General features: G+C 37.2%; 18 protein-coding genes. 12 read left to right on the top strand and 6 right to left on the bottom strand.

What is annotated here, in order from left to right; all coding sequences use genetic code 11:
• The first annotated feature begins 69 nt into the window (after positions 1-69).
• From nikA to HCH28_RS06520, 7 genes are all read left to right on the top strand, one after another.
• The gene (gene nikA, locus HCH28_RS06490) at positions 70-1,677 is read left to right on the top strand and encodes a nickel ABC transporter substrate-binding protein (RefSeq protein ID WP_221680282.1); all 1,608 of its coding nucleotides are present in this window, start codon (positions 70-72) and stop codon (positions 1,675-1,677) included.
• Positions 1,678-1,682: 5 nt separating this feature from the next.
• Complete coding sequence (locus HCH28_RS06495) at positions 1,683-2,624, top strand: ABC transporter permease (protein WP_004230709.1); 942 nt, start codon at positions 1,683-1,685, stop codon at positions 2,622-2,624.
• Positions 2,624-3,427 (top strand): ABC transporter permease, encoded by an 804-nt coding sequence (locus HCH28_RS06500; RefSeq protein WP_221680283.1) that lies wholly within the window; start codon positions 2,624-2,626, stop codon positions 3,425-3,427. The genes HCH28_RS06495 and HCH28_RS06500 overlap by 1 nt, the downstream gene beginning before the upstream one ends.
• Before the next feature lie 17 nt (positions 3,428-3,444).
• On the top strand, positions 3,445-4,317 hold the full coding sequence (locus HCH28_RS06505; protein WP_221680284.1) for an ABC transporter ATP-binding protein: 873 nt from the start codon (positions 3,445-3,447) through the stop codon (positions 4,315-4,317).
• Positions 4,311-5,123, top strand: coding sequence for an ABC transporter ATP-binding protein (locus HCH28_RS06510; protein ID WP_221680285.1), 813 nt, complete (start codon positions 4,311-4,313; stop codon positions 5,121-5,123). Before HCH28_RS06505 ends, HCH28_RS06510 begins: the two co-directional genes overlap by 7 nt.
• Positions 5,120-6,316 carry a staphylopine family metallophore export MFS transporter CntE gene (gene cntE / locus HCH28_RS06515; RefSeq protein WP_221680286.1) on the top strand — a complete coding sequence of 399 codons (1,197 nt, stop codon included), beginning with the start codon at positions 5,120-5,122 and terminating at the stop codon, positions 6,314-6,316. Before HCH28_RS06510 ends, cntE begins: the two co-directional genes overlap by 4 nt.
• A gap of 82 nt (positions 6,317-6,398) precedes the next feature.
• Positions 6,399-7,034, top strand: a complete 636-nt coding sequence (locus HCH28_RS06520) for a 50S ribosomal protein L25/general stress protein Ctc (RefSeq protein ID WP_221680287.1) — start codon at positions 6,399-6,401, stop codon at positions 7,032-7,034.
• Positions 7,035-7,082: 48 nt separating this feature from the next.
• Here the strand turns inward: HCH28_RS06520 and HCH28_RS06525 are convergent, their stop codons facing one another.
• The 3 genes from HCH28_RS06525 to HCH28_RS06535 form a co-directional block, all read right to left on the bottom strand.
• Entirely contained in the window at positions 7,083-7,688 is a 606-nt protein-coding gene (locus HCH28_RS06525) for a DUF2812 domain-containing protein (protein WP_221680288.1), read from the bottom strand.
• Positions 7,675-7,962 carry a PadR family transcriptional regulator gene (locus tag HCH28_RS06530; RefSeq protein ID WP_036218718.1) on the bottom strand — a complete coding sequence of 96 codons (288 nt, stop codon included), beginning with the start codon at positions 7,960-7,962 and terminating at the stop codon, positions 7,675-7,677. The genes HCH28_RS06525 and HCH28_RS06530 overlap by 14 nt, the downstream gene beginning before the upstream one ends.
• 145 nt (positions 7,963-8,107) lie before the next feature.
• A complete protein-coding gene (locus tag HCH28_RS06535) occupies positions 8,108-8,734 on the bottom strand; it encodes a YczE/YyaS/YitT family protein (RefSeq protein WP_205444071.1) in 627 nt (208 codons plus the stop codon).
• A 163-nt stretch (positions 8,735-8,897) separates the two neighbouring features.
• Between HCH28_RS06535 and HCH28_RS06540 the strand changes: the two genes are divergently transcribed.
• The 3 genes from HCH28_RS06540 (at position 8,898) to HCH28_RS06550 (ending at position 11,947) form a co-directional block, all read left to right on the top strand.
• Complete coding sequence (locus tag HCH28_RS06540; RefSeq protein ID WP_048392416.1) at positions 8,898-9,320, top strand: pyridoxamine 5'-phosphate oxidase family protein; 423 nt, start codon at positions 8,898-8,900, stop codon at positions 9,318-9,320.
• A 94-nt stretch (positions 9,321-9,414) separates the two neighbouring features.
• Positions 9,415-11,160, top strand: a complete 1,746-nt coding sequence (ade, locus tag HCH28_RS06545) for an adenine deaminase (RefSeq protein ID WP_221680289.1) — start codon at positions 9,415-9,417, stop codon at positions 11,158-11,160.
• A 250-nt stretch (positions 11,161-11,410) separates the two neighbouring features.
• Positions 11,411-11,947: a DUF6143 family protein gene (locus HCH28_RS06550; RefSeq protein ID WP_221680290.1), complete on the top strand. Its 537-nt coding sequence runs from the start codon at positions 11,411-11,413 to the stop codon at positions 11,945-11,947.
• A gap of 115 nt (positions 11,948-12,062) precedes the next feature.
• On the opposite strand, the gene HCH28_RS25305 is transcribed toward HCH28_RS06550, so the two are convergent.
• From HCH28_RS25305 to HCH28_RS06565, 3 genes are all read right to left on the bottom strand, one after another.
• Positions 12,063-12,866: a methyl-accepting chemotaxis protein gene (locus tag HCH28_RS25305; RefSeq protein ID WP_004230681.1), complete on the bottom strand. Its 804-nt coding sequence runs from the start codon at positions 12,864-12,866 to the stop codon at positions 12,063-12,065.
• 57 nt (positions 12,867-12,923) lie between these two features.
• Positions 12,924-14,495: a phytoene desaturase family protein gene (locus tag HCH28_RS06560; protein WP_221680291.1), complete on the bottom strand. Its 1,572-nt coding sequence runs from the start codon at positions 14,493-14,495 to the stop codon at positions 12,924-12,926.
• A 375-nt stretch (positions 14,496-14,870) separates the two neighbouring features.
• The gene (locus HCH28_RS06565; RefSeq protein WP_221680292.1) at positions 14,871-15,770 is read right to left on the bottom strand and encodes a MerR family transcriptional regulator; all 900 of its coding nucleotides are present in this window, start codon (positions 15,768-15,770) and stop codon (positions 14,871-14,873) included.
• Positions 15,771-16,121: 351 nt separating this feature from the next.
• On the opposite strand from HCH28_RS06565, the gene HCH28_RS06570 reads away from it, so the two are divergent.
• Together HCH28_RS06570 and HCH28_RS06575 are read left to right on the top strand one after the other, a co-directional pair.
• On the top strand, positions 16,122-16,832 hold the full coding sequence (locus HCH28_RS06570; protein ID WP_221680293.1) for a TspO/MBR family protein: 711 nt from the start codon (positions 16,122-16,124) through the stop codon (positions 16,830-16,832).
• A 253-nt stretch (positions 16,833-17,085) separates the two neighbouring features.
• A complete protein-coding gene (locus HCH28_RS06575) occupies positions 17,086-17,688 on the top strand; it encodes a hypothetical protein (RefSeq protein ID WP_054550453.1) in 603 nt (200 codons plus the stop codon).
• The last annotated feature ends 161 nt before the right edge of the window (positions 17,689-17,849 follow it).

Raw genomic sequence — 17,849 nt, forward strand, 5'->3', positions numbered from 1 at the left:
TGAATCATTTAAAATTCGATTTTGAATGATAATAGTAATCATTACTGTTTAGGTAAAGGGGAAAGTATATTGAAAAAAATAATGAGTTTACTAGTTCTATTGATTGTGAGTGCATGTATGCTTGTGGCATGCGGACACTCGGATAACAAGGCAAAAAAAGAAAAGGCAAAAGGTGAAAATGAGCATGTTTTAACCATTTCTTGGCCCAAGGATATTGGAGAAGTAAATCCACACTTGTATGCGCCAAATGAAATGTTTGCTCAGGCAATGTTATACGATCCGCTTGTACGCTATGGAAATGATGGGCAAATAGAGCCAGGATTAGCAACAGCATGGGAAATGTCCGAAGACGGTAAGAGCTACATATTTACATTACGAGACAATGTCTTGTATTCAGACGGCTCTCAGCTTACGGCAGACAATGTTAAACGTAATATCGAAACCGTAGTGGAGAATATTGCACCGCATAGTTGGCTAGAAGTGGTGGCAATCATTGATCGGGTAGAAGTTTTAGATAAGCTGAAATTAAAGATTCATTTAAAAGAGCCTTATTATCCATTTTTACAGGAGTTAACGTTGATTCGTCCATTACGTATGTTAGGGGATAGTGGCTTCCCAGCAAGTGGGTCAACCAAAGATGGCATTGAAAAAGCAGTTGGAACAGGTCCTTGGATTTTAACTGATTACAAGCAAGACAATTTTGCTGAGTTTTCACGTAATGAGCATTATTGGGGAGAGAGACCTAAGCTAGAAAAGGTCATCGTCAAAATTATTCCTGATTCACAAGCACGTATGATGGCACTTGAAAAAGGAGATATTGATTTAATTTTCGGAAGTGGTCAATTAGCTCCTGAGGAACTCCGAGCTTTGGAGAAAAATCCGCACTATCAAACGATAATTTCTGAACCTTCCTCTACTAGAATACTATCTTTCAATTCAGACTATGGTGTGACGCAAGATAAAGATGTCAGACTTGCTTTGCAGTATGCTTTTGATCGACAAACAATTATTGAACATGTATTAAATGGCATTGAGCAAGAGGCCAAGTCTTTATTTGCTCCAGGATTTCCGTATAGTGATATTCCATTTGAGTCTTACAGCTATGATTTAGAAAAAGCCCAGCAACTATTGGATAAAGCAGGCTGGATCTTCGAGGAAGGGGCTCCGTTTCGATCCAAAGACGGTCAAGCACTGACCATAACGATTCCGTATAACAGTAATGACCAAGTGCATAAATCTATTTTTGAATATCTACAGGGCGCATGGCGTGAATTAGGCGTAGATGTCAAATTGATTGGAGAAGAAGATCAACTTTTCCGAACGCGAAGTAAAACAGGTGATTTCAATGTCATTATGAATGATACGTGGGGGGCACCTTATGATCCCCATATGTATTTACGGATGATGACGGGGGAAAAGCAAATTGGCTATTATGCGTTAAAAGGCATGGCACAATCAGAACAATTAGCAGCGAATATTGCGAAAGTGATTCGCTCAACTGATGAATCAGAGAGACGTAGTTTGTATGAAGCTATTTTACAAACCATTCATGAAGAGGCGATTTTCATGCCATTATCTTATCGGACAAATTATTTGGTGGCCAATCAACGTCTAACCAATTTATCGTTTTCTATGCAGCAATTTGAAGTGCCACTCAATCAATATGAGGTGAAATAATCAAAATGTTTGCATTCTTTGTTAAACGGCTAGCCAGTATGTTACTGGCATTGCTTGGTATAACCATCATCGCCTTTGGATTAATCCGTTTCATTCCTGTTGATCCTGTTGAAGCATATTTTACAATCAATCAAATTCCAGCTACTGAAGAGGCCATGACAAGTATGCGTGAAGAAATGGGTCTCGATCAACCATTATGGATACAATATATTGATTGGCTCAGCCATGCATTGCAATTAGATTTCGGAACATCCTTTGTGTCGAAAAAGGCCGTGGCAACAGAACTGTTTCAACGATTTGAGACAACATTGCTTTTAGCAATAACAGCATTGGTCATAATTATTGTCATTAGCTTTGCTATTGGCATTTGGTCTGCAAGTAAAAACAGTGGGTGGCTCGATTGGTTTACACGTACAGCTATCTTTACAATCGCCTCTATGCCAAGTTTTTGGCTTGCCTTTCTCTTCATTTACACAGTGGCTTTGAAATGGGGCGTCTTACCACTTATGGGGTGGGGAAGTTTTGCTCATGTCATTTTACCATCGATAACACTGGCTTTAGGATTTATACCTTATTATATTAGGCTCATCCGATCAAGCATGAGAGAAGAAATGAAGAAACCGCATGTTCTCTTTGCCCGTGCAAGAGGGGTAAAAGAAACGGTTATTTTGCGTACACATATTTTCAAAGGCATTTTACCACAACTTATCACATCCCTTGCCATGACCTGTGGTGGTCTATTAGGGGGTGCAGCGATTATTGAGAATGTTTTTGCCATTTCTGGCGTGGGACACTTTATTGTGGAGGCCATGTTAGCAAGGGACTACGCTGTACTACAAGCTTTTATTGTCATCATTGGGGGATTATATATCACCATCAATTTTATAGCAGATATACTTTGTGCGGTTGTTGATCCACGTGTCAGGCTGAAAGGAGGCGCTCTATAATGAAAAAAAATCTGCCACTCATCATCAGTAGCTTGCTCGTACTCGTGCTGGTGGTGATGGCTCTATTTGCTCCTTGGTTAGCGCCTCATGATCCTTATACAACAGATATAGCCAATAAATTACAAGGATTTTCTATGCATTACCCCTTAGGTACAGATCACCTAGGGCGCTGTGTGCTATCTCGTTTATTGTATGGTACACGCACCTCTCTGCTGCTAGCCTCTGGCGTACTATTCATTACCTTAATCATTAGCATCATCTTAGGGTGTCTGGCGGGGTATATCGGTGGGCTGGTTGATCTAGTATTAATGCGTATTTGTGATGTTCTTCTATCCATTCCTGATTTTATTTTTGCCCTTGTCATTGTAGGTGCGTTAGGTGGCGGCATTAAAAATATGTTTGTGGCAATTATTTTTGTGTCGTGGGTAGGTTTTGCGCGTATTATTCGCAATATGGTGCGTTCTTTAAAAGAAAGCACTTATGTACAATATGCACGGCTGACAGGTGTACCGAAACGAAAAATTATTAGGAGGCATATATTGCCGTTTGTCTTTCCACAAATATTTTTGTTAAAACTAATCGGGCTTGGCTCAACGATTCTTTTAATTTCGGAGCTGTCGTTTTTAGGGTTAGGTGTTACGGCACCGATGGCAGAATGGGGCATGATGATTAAAGATAGTAAAACCTATTTAATGAGTGAACCAACGCTTATGTTTATACCAGGTATCATGATCTCATTAACCGTTCTTATTTTTAATTGGTTTGGGGATGCCCTTCGTACGGCTATGGATGCCAAAGTATAAGAAGAAGAGGTGACAATATGTTAGAGATAAGGGATTTGTCAATTACGCTTCAAACAGCGCAGGGACCTAAAAAAGTTGTGCAGCATGTTGATTTCCAGATTCCAACTGGTACAACGCTTGGCATTGTCGGGGAAAGCGGTAGCGGTAAAACGATGCTGTGCTATGCTATCTTGCAACTGTTTCGGGAGTCCCGAAACTATGAGGGAGACATTTTATTAGAAGGGCGTTCCTTACTGGGAATGGATGAACAGCAGTTGCGAGGTCTTCGGGGCAATGACGTGGCATGTATATTGCAGAATCCTATGGCTATGTTTAATCCTATTATAACAATAGGAGAGCATATGATTGAAACATTACAAGCACACCGATCGCTCAGTAAAAAACAAGCATTGCACATAGCAACTGAGCAACTTGCTTTTTTTCAATTGAGCGATTCAAGACTGTTAAAAAAATATCCTCACGAGTTAAGCGGGGGCATGCTTCAACGTGTCATGATTGCCCTGGCTATGAGTCTTCGTCCGAAACTTTTACTTGCAGATGAGCCAACGACAGCCCTTGATACGATGACACAGCTCAAGATTTTAGAGGAATTGTCTCATTGTCAGCAACAATATCAGACAACGATGCTGATTGTGTCACATGATCTTGGCGTCATCGCTCGAATGGCAGATCAAATTGTAGTTATGCGAAGAGGGAAAATCATGGAATACGGCCCAGCCGAACGGCTATTACAAAACCCTGTTCATTCCTATACAAGAGCATTGGTCGCAGCCAAAAGGAAGGGTGATCAGCTCGAAAAACTTGTGGATAGCTGGTCAGGTGATACAAACGGAATCCTATATGAACTAGACACGAACTATTGGGTACGACAGGAGGAAAGTCGATGTTAGAAATCCAGCAAGTATCTAAAACCTATCGAAAAAAGAGATGGTTTGGGGAATATGTAACGATAGAAGCTGTGAAAAATATATCATTCAACTTGGAGCAAGGCGTTTGCTTAGCCATTGTCGGGGAGAGCGGTAGTGGCAAAACCACACTAGGAAAGCTGATAATAGGTATGGAAAAGCCGGATAGCGGCACCATACAATTCGATCATATAAACCTAGCAACGACATGCAAAGAAGAGAAGAAGCAATTACAAAAAAATATTCAAATCGTTTTTCAAGATTGCCATAGTGCTGTTAATCCGAAAATGAAGATTCGAGACATCATTGCAGAGCCAATGAAATGTCATTTACAGTTGACGAAACAACAGCGGCTAGAAAAAATAGAGGAACTTTTAGTACAGGTGGGACTATCGGAGCGAGATGCTCAAAAATACCCTCATCAATTAAGTGGTGGTCAGTTACAGCGGGTGACCATAGCAAGGGCGATAGCAACAGACCCTAAGCTCATTATCTTGGATGAATCCATTAATAGTTTAGATATATTGGTACAAATCAGTATTCTAAAACTATTGAAACAATTGCAACAGGAAAGGGGCCTCAGTTACTTATTTATTACCCACGATTTACACGCAGTTAGTTTGTTTGCAGATGAAGTAGCTGTTGTAGACCAGGGGGAAGTGGTGGAATTTCTTCATGATGTGTCTCAAATTCCATATATGACCCATCCGATCAGCCAGCGCTTATTAGCCTCTAGATTACCTATAAGCCGTCAAGAAATTTCTTCGTTGCAAGGGGAGCAAGTATCATGAAACTTCAGCCTTTATCCCTTCGCATGATGCAATTATATGGGCTTGCGGTTATTTTTTTTACCGCCAATGCCATGTTGACAGTTATTTTTCCATTAGAAGCAGCGGATGGAGGGTACTTGGAGGGCGAAATTGGTGCCATGATGGCCATGTATATGCTTGTTTGTATGCTATTAAGACCTTTTGCTGGCCAAATGGTCGCCAAGCATAGCCCTTATACCATTATGCAATGGCTGTTAATTGGCCATGCACTTGCACTGCTTATCTATGTAATATTTGGTATTGATAGTGTCTTTTTAGTACGAGCCCTACAGGGTATCATCACCGCTTTCTTTTCTATGGCGATGCAGTTAGGTATTACAGATGTTTTACACGATCATGATCGAGGGCAAGGCATGTCGATGTATTCCTTATCCAGTGTTGTACCTGGTTTATATGGACCTGCAGTAGCGCTACTCTTGTGGACGCAATTTGATAGACAGCATTTATTGATCTTTGTGGTTTTGTTGGCTCTTCTGCCACTACTGTTTTTTATTGGCTCCCCTTTACCAAAAGCAAAGGAAGACACAGAAGTTGTGACAACAAGAGAGCTGATAGCCGCCATGAAGGGGGCAAAACAACACAAGGGGCTAATCCTATCAGCAATCGTTATGGTTCTTGGTGCTGCTATTTTTGGCGCCATCACCACGTTTTTACCATTGTTTATGCTGACTGAGGGAGTGGGGAATCCAGCTATTTATTTAACGTTACAGGCATTGGTCGTGGTGGGTAGTCGCTTTGTATTGCGACGCTCTATTCCTTCAGATGGTCAATGGCATCCGAAATTTATTGCCTGTGTGCTTTTCAGCTCCATATTGGGCACAACGCTGCTTGCTGTTTTACCTGAAATAGGTTCTTTTGTCTATATTTCCGCTGTTTTCAATGGCCTTGCCTCAGCGATGCTATATCCGACAATTACTACATATATGTCGTTTGTTGTACCAAAAGAATCGAGAAATGTTTTGCTAGGTTTATTTTTAGCTACCTATGATTTAGGCTTTGGGTTGGGTGGATTTTTGATGGGCTTTATTGTGCAATTTACGTCCTATATGGTCATGTTTATGGTTTGTACGGTTTTAGCGATTATCGCACTCTGTGTTGTATTGCGTAACGGTAATCCCGAGAGGCAAATTATCACTACCATACTGACAAAATAATCGCGTGCTTGCTATGTATAAAATATAATAGAAAAGGCAAAACCTTTTATGAGACTAGTTTCCATGAAAGGGGAAATATTCGATGAATATGGTTTTAACTGCCAGTAAACGTCAAAAGGGACGACAATCTTCTTTAACACAGCTTCGACAAAATGGGCGCATTCCAGGTGTGGTTTACGGCTTTCAAATGGAATCAACGGCGATTATGTTAGATGCGAGAGCCTTTGCAAAAATGTTAGCTACACAAGGTACGAAAAGTGTTTTCCAATTAGATGTTGAAGGAAAACGCATTAATGCAGTTTTAACAGAGGTACAACGTTGTGCATTAAAAGGGAATGTTAAGCATGTGGATTTTAAATCCATCAATATGTCAGAGGAGCTAGAAGTGGATATTCCAGTGACTGTAGTTGGGGATGCAGTGGGAGTTGCTGATGGCGGATTCCTGCTCCAGCCTAATCGTGAAGTGCGTATTAAAGTGAAGCCAACTGACATTCCAGAAACCATTGAAATAGATGTTACAAATGTTGCAATTGGGACTTCTCTATACGTCGGAGATATTCGTCAACAGTTCTCGTTTGAAATTTTACAAGAGGATGACTACACACTTGTGACGATTACACCACCAGCTGCTGAAAACGTACAAGAAGATGATACAGTGGACGATACGCCAGAAGTGATGGAAGCAACAGGACAAAATACTGCTGAACCAGAAGCATAAAGGAAAGAGGAGCCTCCTTACACTACGTAAGAGGCTTCTTGCTATTTGCTATAAAAATTGCTGTATGGATTTACGATAACGATAATACAGCGTGATATATATACTACAAGTTGCTAAAAATAGCCATGGTGGAATAAAGCGCATGATGGCGAAGGGTGTTTCAAATAAGAAAGCAAAAAGGAAAACAGAACCTTCTTTATCCCATAAACCAGGGGTATAATATGCGCTTTTTATACTGAAAAAGGGAGCGACGCCATCGTTGCCATAGAAAATCATTAAGAAGATAAATGAGAGTATTGCCCAATTGCTTGCATGTTTCATTAAACGTTTATATTTCGCAATGTGGGAATCATGATCTGAAAATAATTCATCATTACCATCTTTACTTTTTGTCCAATAATAGGTGCCATCATATGATTTTTCTTTTACTATACGCCAGCCAAAATCCTCATGTAATTGCTTATAGGTAGCTTTATTTTCTTTGCGAAGCTCCTGCTGACAATCAATCCGAATAACTTGTTCAAGATCTTCAGTAGGCTGAAATGTATAAATACCTGCTGAGTTTATATTGGAGCATAGCCAACCCTTAGCTAACATTTCATTTAACCAGCGCTCTTCCTTTTCGATATCAAAAAAGACTTTAAATTTTATCATGTTTGCCAGCTCCCTCATATAAAGCTAAAATGTGCTGCAATCTTTGCTGCTCTGCCGCTAATATTTCTAGACCCTCTTCGGTCGTTTGATAAACCTTGCGTCTTGAATCCTGGGTTTCAACAGGTGTAATCCAATGATATTTCAATAAATTTTCAATGGCTCCATACATAGTACCAGCAGCAATCCTTACTGTACCAGCACTCATTTCCTCAATTTTTTGCATCATCGCATAACCATGCAGTGGTTCACGTAAGGCAAGTAAAATGTAATGCATGGTTTCAGATAAAGGTAATAATTTATGTTTTTTCACATCTTCACCTCAAATATACAGTCAGACTATATAGTTTGATTATATATAGTTGAACTGTATATTTCAACTGTAAAAAAAGACAATGCAAAAACTGCATTGTCATTAAAGTTTAGACAACAGCGCTTTTCACGCCTGTCCATCGCATAAATAATTTTTCGTTATAGGATAAGGCAAATTGTACGATTGGTCCAAGTCCAAATGCCATAAATACCGTACCGATACCAATAGGACCACCAAGTAGGAAGCCAATAATTGCAACCGTTACTTCCATTGTTGTACGAGAGCGAGTCACACTCCAGCCAAGCTTATGGACCATCATCAGCATGAGTGTATCACGCGGTCCAATACCTAAGTTCGCCACCATATACATCCCACAGCCCCAGCCAAGTAAAACTAACCCTGTTAGGTAAGATATAAGTTGCATCCAAAAACCATCAATATCAGGTAACCAATAGTTAAAAATATCAATAAAAATGCCTGCCAAAAACATATCGATAAACGTTCCAGGTAAAGGGAATTTTTTTGTAATCAGCATATCAAATGCTAAAATAGCAAGTCCCAAAATAATGGACCATGAACCGATTGATAAGCCTACTGTTTTTGTTAAGCCAATATGTAGTACATCCCATGAGCCCACTCCAAAAAGTTGGCCTTTAATTGTTAAGGTGATACCAAAAGAAAGCACGATAATGCCTGTTATGAAAAACAAACAGCGCGTAAGAAAAGCTTGTTTCATTTTTAACCCTCATTCATTCGAAAATTCCTGTTGTCCATCCAGTTATTATAACAATAGATTTTCATTATGTCCGAAGATTGTCATTTCGCATTTTTCAAAAAAATACGGTTTAGCTTTCTTGGGAAAGGGCAAAATAGGTATATAGATGAAAGGATGGGATACTATGACTTCTGTACGTGATGAAATTTTAGAAGTATTAAATCGAGAAAAGATTGGAACAATGGCAACTGTAGAAAATGGCAAGCCTTACTCACGATACATGACGTTCCAGCATGAAGATTTTGTATTGTATACAGTGACGAATAAACATTCAGAAAAAATGGAAGAGCTACGCAAAAACCCATATACCCATATTTTATATGGCTACGAAAATGGTGGTTTTGGTGATACGTATGTGGAAATAGAAGGAAAACTTACAGAAGTACATGAAGAAGGGATAAAAAATAAACTAGCTGAATTTTTTACGAGTATCTTTATTGGCAATCAGGATGAAATGGTGACATTAAAGATTGAGCCTATTCGTATGCGCTTAATGAATAAAAAAGGGCAGCCACCTAAAGAGCTAGAATTTTCAAACGACCATTGACAATGGTCGTTTTTTACTCATGTAGCGATAAATAGTTGCAATGGTTAGCATCTTTTTGGCATGATAGTTCTTAAAAGAAAAAGGAGTATAGGTTATGGCGATAAAATTACAGCAGCTAACACAAAATGTATTATCCTCTCAAGGAAAATTAGAGGCAGATTTTATACTGAGAAATGCGCAAATTGCGGATGTTTTTTCGTTAACATGGCAAAAAGCAGATATCGTCGTGAAAAATGGTATGATTGTTGCTCTAGATCGCACGAATAAGTTTCACGCTAAACAGGAAGAGGATGCGGCAGGAGGCTATGTCATTCCTGGTTTAATTGATGGGCATATACATATTGAGTCTTCTATGTTGACACCAGGGGAATTTAGTCGCGTTTTACTTCCTCATGGTATTACAACAGTGATGACAGATCCTCATGAGATTGCCAATGTCGCAGGAGCGGAAGGCATTCAATTTATGCTCGATGATGCACAAAATGCAGATATGGATATTTTTGTCATGCTGCCATCAAGTGTACCAGGTACACAGTTTGAAAATGCAGGCGCTACACTAACGGCTAAGGATTTGGCGCCATTTTTACAACATGAACAGGTTCGGGGATTAGCTGAGGTCATGGATTTCCCAGCGGTATTAAATGGGCAAGAGGACATGCTTCAGAAAATTTTATTATCAAAGGAAGCAAATTTAGTCATTGATGGGCATTGTGCAGGCTTACAAAGCGAGCAAATTACAGGCTATCGAGCTGCGGGTATTCACACAGATCATGAATGTGTAACGGCTGAGGAAGCCATTGACCGTGTAGAGCAGGGGATGTATGTACTGATCCGAGAAGGCTCAGCCGCTAAAAACTTACGTGACTTATTGCCAGCTGTCCAGTCACATAATGCTCGGCGCTTTGGTTTCTGTACAGATGATAAATATGTGGATGAATTAATCGACGAAGGCAGCATCAATTATGATATCGCCATGGCAATAGCTGAAGGGATGCCACCATTGCAAGCAATCCAGTTAGCTACCGTTAACACCGCAGAATGCTATCGTTTATTGGATCGAGGTATACTCGCACCAGGCTATAAGGCAGATTTTGTGTTAGTAGAGAATTTGTCAACAATGCAGGCAAAGGCCGTATGGAAAAATGGGCGGAAAGTGGCTGAAGATGGTAGAATGCTGACTAATCGTCAAGTGCCAGTTGTGCCTGCTCATATCCATCAATCTGTCCATTTACCAACCATTACAAAGGATAGGCTACAACTAGCATTCACAAAGGGTACAAAGGCGAATGTAATGGAGATTGTGCCAAATCAGCTAATTACCAATCATGTAATAATGGATGTACCTATAAAGGATGGTGTTTTCGTCCCTTCTGTAGAACAAGATCTACTGAAATTAGCCGTCATCGAACGTCATCATCAGTTACACACGACAGGTTTAGGAATCGTCAAAGGCTTTGGCTTACAAAAAGGGGCAGTTGCCACAACAGTAGCTCATGATTCACATAATGCCCTTGTTGTAGGAACAAATGATGAGGATATGGTCCTGGCGCTTACACGCATTCAGGAAATTCAAGGAGGCTTTGTCATTGTAGCGGATGGCCATATTCTAGCGGAGATGCCATTAACCATTGGAGGCTTGATGACAGATGTACCAGCTCAGCAAGCAAAGGAGCAGCTAGCAGGCTTGCACAGTGCATTAAAGACGCTTAATCCAACATTAGATTTCCATTTTCTACTGACGTTTTCTTTTGTGGCATTACCAGTTATTCCTGCTTTAAAGCTAACAGATACAGGATTATTTGATGTGACAACCTTCCAGCATATCTCAGTAGAAGCATAGATAAAAAAACGACCTACTAGCTTTCAATAAGCTTTTAGGTCGTTTTCTTATATTGCTTATTTAGTGCTAGCTCTCATTCACCATCATTTACGAACTATAAACATGCTTAAAAGTCATTGTAATATGGAATTAGTCGTAAAATTAAGGATTGTGTGTTGATTATTTCAACCTCTTATTTGTAAGATATTTTCGTCTAAACATCCCTACTAAAAATACATACATTAATATATAAAAGGGGGTGAGATTGACAATGAAAAATAATGATCGATTTATGAAAGTAGTTAGTATTCCTACGCCTTTATATGAATCATTATTAGGTCAATATTTTGTTGGGCAAACCGAATTAATTACCTTACAAAAAGGAAGAAATGCGTGGGGAAGCTTAAGTAATCCTAAATATTCTAATGTGGATTTGTTTGTAAATGCGTTTACCATTACTAATTATTCTAAGCAACCTATTCTAGCTGAAATTTGGTTTAATGCAATACCTCCTGGGGATTCAATGATTTCTAAAAATGTAACGCCTACTAATACAGCCATTTATCCACCACCAAATCCAGACGTTAAAATTGAATTTGCTGAACTTGTTGAAGGGCACCCATATAAAGGAGTAAATGCGTTTAAACGAATTGTTCCACCACAAAGTACTTTAGTAAGCGATGAAGATGGAAAATTTATTTTTCCATCTGGTGAATCATTTGTAATTTTTTTAGTTACACAGGACAATGAATGTATAGAGGCTGAGATAGCATTTGGGTGGTTTGAAAAAATGAAAAAATACCATTAAATAATAAGGAGATTGTTAGTAGAATATAATTTATAGTGATATTAATTAGTTAGAAAAAAGAAGCTAAAGCTCTCAAATATCTATTGAGAACTTTAGCTGCTGTATTATTGACTAGTTAAAGCATTTTTTCGAATCTATCAATGGCTTTATTAAATTCATTGTGAGTTTCTGTTACAACTTTCTTCAAATCATGTGTAATATTATCGACCTTTTCCGTATCACTTTCTATAGTCATTACATTATATTCGATATTTCGAAGTGCATTATCAACATTCAGTGCTAATTTTCGTACCTCTTCTGCTACGACTTTAAATCCGCGACCTTTTTCACCAACACGTGCAGCCTCTATTGCGGCATTCAGTGCTAGGACATTTGTTTGTTTAGCGATAGTATGAATCACTTTTACAGTATCTCTAATTGCGTCAACTTCTTTGGCAAGTGATGCTACAGCTTTTATGTTTTCTTCTGAATTGGATACAACAATTTCTACTAACTCCTGAGGCATACTTTTTAGTTTAGCAATAATCTCTAAAGTATTGAATTCTCGATTTGTAATATCTGTTGAAATTTTTAATATGGAACTTACCTTATTATTGTCATTGAAAATGGGGAGGTAAGTTGCTTCAAGCCATATAGAATCGTTCATTTTACTTATTCTTTCAATTTTTCCTTCATATTTTTCTCCATTTAATAAACCTTGCCATAGGAGATGATAGTCTGGGCTTTGTATAAAATCCGGTTTACAAAACTTTTCATGACCCATCCCAATAACTTCATCCACCTGATATCCTAGAACCTCTGCAAATTTTTTATTAGCCCAAATCACTTTTCTATTCAAGTTAAACTCTACGAGGGCTAAATTTTTTTTCATTGAATCTACAATTGCATTTTCATTCATATGTTTTGTCTGAATATTCATATTTTCAAATCCTTATATTAGGTAGCTAAGCTAAATTTAATTCATACTTAATGATTATTAGATATGCAACATTACTTTTTCACTAGGTTTGTTATTGAGTTCCGTATTAAAGAGATCTATTTTAGGTAAAGGTTTCACTGCTAATTGTGCTAGACCATGCTTTTGTAGAATTCCATTAGAAGTAATACGGGCAGACTCCAAGATAATCGGTAAACCACTTCCTGGATGTGTACCACCGCCAACTAACCAGCTATTTTTTAATTCTTCAAATTTATTGTGAGGGCGGAATGTCAGCATCTGTGTAAGCTGATGACCTAGGTTAAAAGTTGCTCCTTTATATACACCTAAATTCTCTTCCCAATTTTTCGGTGAAATTATGTGTTCTTCTTCAATGTATTGCTCTAGATTTTCAATGCCAAGTTTGTCCTCAATTAACCCAATTAGCATGTTACGATAATCTTGTTCACAGGTATCCCACTCAATATGACTGAAATTATTAGGTACTGGTGCTAATACATATAGCGTTGATTTCCCTTGTGGGGCAACTGTCGGATCTGTTACAACTGCATTTTGAATGTAGATAGATGGATCATCCGACAACAATTTATGGTTAGTAATTTCTTCAACATTTTTTCGGTAATTTTTTGCAAACCAGATCGTATGATGGGGCAAATCAAATTTTTTATTGACACCTAGATAAAGCATAAAAGTAGAGCAAGAGTATTTTTTCTTCTCTAACTTTTCTTTAGTGTATTTTTTAAGAACACCAGGCTCGACTAAATGAGTCATCGCATGACCAAAATCACTATTTATTATTACTTCATTAGATGCTATTTTTTCGCCATTATCTAAAATGACACCCTTTACCTTTCGACCATCCAACCAGAGCTTTGAAACGCCACAGTTCGTGTAGATCTCTCCACCATTTTCTCGTACAACCTTTGCCATTGCCTGTGTTAACTTATTAATGCCACCTGTAATGTGATAAACACCATAAGCATGCTCAATAAAAGATAGAATGGAAAATGCACCAGGACTTTCCCACGGAGACATGCCTAGGTATTTTGCTTGGAAAGTAAAGGCAAGTTGTAATTCCTCTTGCTTGTAAAATCGTGAAAGCGTATCGATTAAAGATCTACCGATTTCAAGCTCACCCAATGCCTTTAAAACTTTTGGTTGTAGTAAATCTGTATAACGGTTCATGCTTGCTTGCAATACAGGTACTAACGCTTCTAATTTGTGATTAGTTTCCTTCATATATTTTTCAAAAGATCCCTCATTGCCTGGAAATAGTTCATTTATTTGACGAATCATTTCCTCACGATCACGAGTCATTTTAATGCGTTTATCGTGAAAAATTAATTCATACATTGGATCGAGGTTTACTAGATCTATATAATTATGTATATTTTTACCGGCAAGCTCGAATATTTCTTCAATAATATAAAACATATTTAAAAATGTGGGGCCCATATCAAATTTATATTCTCCTAGCTTTATTTCACTTGTTCTACCACCAATATAGGGTTGTTTCTCGTAAACTTTGACATTAAATCCTTTAGCGCTAAGCAGCATTGCCGACGCTAAACCACCTGGACCAGCTCCTATAACAATAATCTCCTTTTTCATTGTAAAAAACCTCCGTATCTGCTATTTAGTCTTTTAACACTACCTGTATTGAGTCATGATTTATAAATAGATAAAAATATTTATTGGTTGTACAAAAGTTATACAGTGATTATACAATTAGTGTACAAAAATGTGCAAACTATATATTCTTGAAATTTAAAAAATTATTTTATGGCTATTGGTGCAAAAAAAAATCATAGACAAAAGCATGTGTAACCAATGCTTTCATCCATGATATTCTCGTTGTTGTAATAACAATGCCTTATTTAAACAGGGATAGCAGTATTAATAAACTTTTTAACGTTTGTTTATAGTACTAGTTTTAACCAAAAACGTTAAACTCCTACTAAAAATAAAGTTATTTAGAGTGAGAGTTTATAAGTTATTTATAACTTCATCAATAGTACTGGCAATAGCAATTGAATGTAAGGAATGTGTTTTTAAATACTCTTCAGAGCCAGCACCCCCCATATAAAATCGAATAGAAGGATGTTTTGCAGCGAAGTCATCTAATTGCTGAATGCTAGTAGGGTATAACTCAAATGGCCTTGTAGTCATAGCAGATAATAGAACCACCTTTGGTTTAAAATGTATGATTAAAGATTCAATTGCCCCAACAGCTGGAGAACTGCCAACAAGGAATGATCGCCAACCAGTCATCATTGCTTGCAACAATAAAATGTGAAGTTGAACTTCATGATGCTCCCCTGGTAAGCATGCGCCCATTATAAGTGGTGCATCCTCTTTAGAGTGATAATTCCGTCTTAATTGTACTAAATAATCTCTAACAATCATCGTAGTCACAGATTCTTGATACTCGGTCCATTCCTGTTTTTCCCACAATCTTCCTACCTCTTGTAAGAAAGGAATAATCACATGTGATAGAAATTTTGCTAATCCTAATGAATGATTTGCTTGTTGCAGGAGTCGATTAAGTTCTACTTCATTGCAAAGTCTTCCTTCTTCCAATAAAAGATTACAGAAATGATCTACATTGTCGCTTATGGTCAACACTGTGGGGGTAACTGCCTCTAAAACATTTTGATTGCTAAGTACAATTGTCACTGCTTGTTTTATAGAATAGCCTTGGTTCGAAAGGCTAAGTACTTTTAAATATAGCTGCACATCCTCTTCACTATAAACACGGTGTCCATTTTCTAATCTTTTGGGATGAACAAGTTGGTAGCGCTCTTCCCATTTACGTATCACTTGTTTGGATAGCCCTGTGATTTCAGATACCTGTGTAATATTATATTGCCAATCTGTTGGTGTCATTATTTCCCTGCCTTTCTATAGCTAGTAACATTCATGATTGTGAGTATTTGTGTACCGTAGTGCTCTCCGAAACCTTACAACTTTTCATATTATAATATAGATATTTAAAAGTTGTACAACAATTGTATAACTATAGTGGTTGAATATTGAATAACAGGGAAATAAGGGTGGGGAATTTAATGAGACAATTTGTTGGTTTTTTCTTCCATGCCATAATGAATAGGCTATACGATTTTATAGATAAGCTAATGGCTTTAAATAATTTATTAATGTTATGTAAGCGGAGTAATTATAAGTTGGAATGGGTAATGAATATATTGAATTAGATGATGTATATGAGGGGGAAAGAACATGAAATGGATTGCACTCATAAGTTATTTCGCCATGGTTATTATTAATGGACTAGCTAGCACGGTGGGGATTAATGGGAAAAAGACAGGTGAAATTTCTAATCAGGTAGATGTATTGTTTATTCCAGCAGGCTATGTTTTTAGTATTTGGGGCTTGATTTATTTTTTATTATTCATTTGGCTTGTACAACAATTTCGGTCTTCCACTACTAATCGTATAAATAGCAATCTGGGTCTCTTTGTAATTACTGCATTTTTAAATATCGCATGGTTGTTGAGCTGGCATTATGAATTGTTTATAACGTCCATTGTTATTATGGTCGGCTTATTGGTTCATATAATTTTTCTGTATGTAAGTTACCCGAAAGAGGATAATCGTTTTTCAGGGAGACTTCCGTTTTCTGTATATTTAGGGTGGATTAGTGTGGCGTTGATGGCTAATATTAGCTTTGTGCTTAAATATTATGAGTGGGATGGGTTTGGGCTCTCAGAGGAAATATGGGCACAGTTATTACTTATTCTTGCGACTGTGCTAGCTGCTTTTATACGTGTTTATAAGCAAGATGTATTTTTTCCATTAGTAATTATCTGGGCTTTTATAGGAATCGCTATCAAGAATGGAGAAGATGCAGGGAGTATTTTCTATATGCCATTTATATATAGTTTGTTCCTGGTAATTTGGATTTTCATTGGAAGGCCTAAAAGAATATAGTTAAAGTATCTATAATATTTGATAGAAAGCGTGCTTTGAAAAGAAAATTTATTTATAAAGAAACCCAAACTAATGAAGTGTTATGAGCTTCTGTGTAGTTTGGGTTTTTTGTAAAGATAGGTGACCTTTCATCCAATTCTTCTTATCCAATGATTAAAATGTATTCACTTTTTTGAATGTAGAAATAATGGAAATATAAAGGGAATAAGCTCTTTTTGTCGAATCTTCTTATGATGAAAGGAGTAATCAAGTTTTGCTTGTCACAAATTATTTTTATGATCTACCAGAAGAGACTAAAGAGTCTATTTATTTATATGAATATAATCTTATATTGAGTAAAGAAGTTGAAATCATTCAATTACATCGAAAACGGTCAATTGTTTATGAAATGAAAAACAAAGGAATTATATTGAAAAAATTTTTATCTGAAGGAAAAGGGGATAACGATATTTACGCATTGTTGGAGTTAAACAGTAGTCCTTATTTTCCTAAAATTTATGCATATAAAAAAAGAGAGTTTTTATTTGTAGAAAAAGTGAATGGTAAAACTTTATCACAGGTTTTAAAAGAAGGCATAACTAACAACGAATTAAAAGAAATTGTTTTGAAAATGATTGAAGCAAAAAAAGATATGATGAATGTAGACAGATACGATTTTGATTTTAAATTTGAACATATATACTGGGATACGGAAAATAGCACTTTGAAATGGATTGATTTGGGTGCTTGTGTAAAAAACCCAATAGGATATTCTGAAGAAGAAAAAAAGAAACGAATTGAATATTGCATTAACCAAGTCAAACAACAATTTGCTAAATATGGGTATAGTTTGTTGGATAATTTAGAGGGGTTATAACTAACTATTGATTTCATTTTGTATCCTAGTTTAATTGAACATATTAAGTATGCATGCAATTGTAATCGGATTTTTCGATTTATTTTATCGAAATAATCATCTTTATCGATTTGTGAAATCATAATAAGCTATTGATATACGGGGACACTAGTTAAAACTTT

The organism is Lysinibacillus sp. K60, assembly GCF_019731275.1.
Classification (GTDB): domain Bacteria; phylum Bacillota; class Bacilli; order Bacillales_A; family Planococcaceae; genus Lysinibacillus; species Lysinibacillus capsici.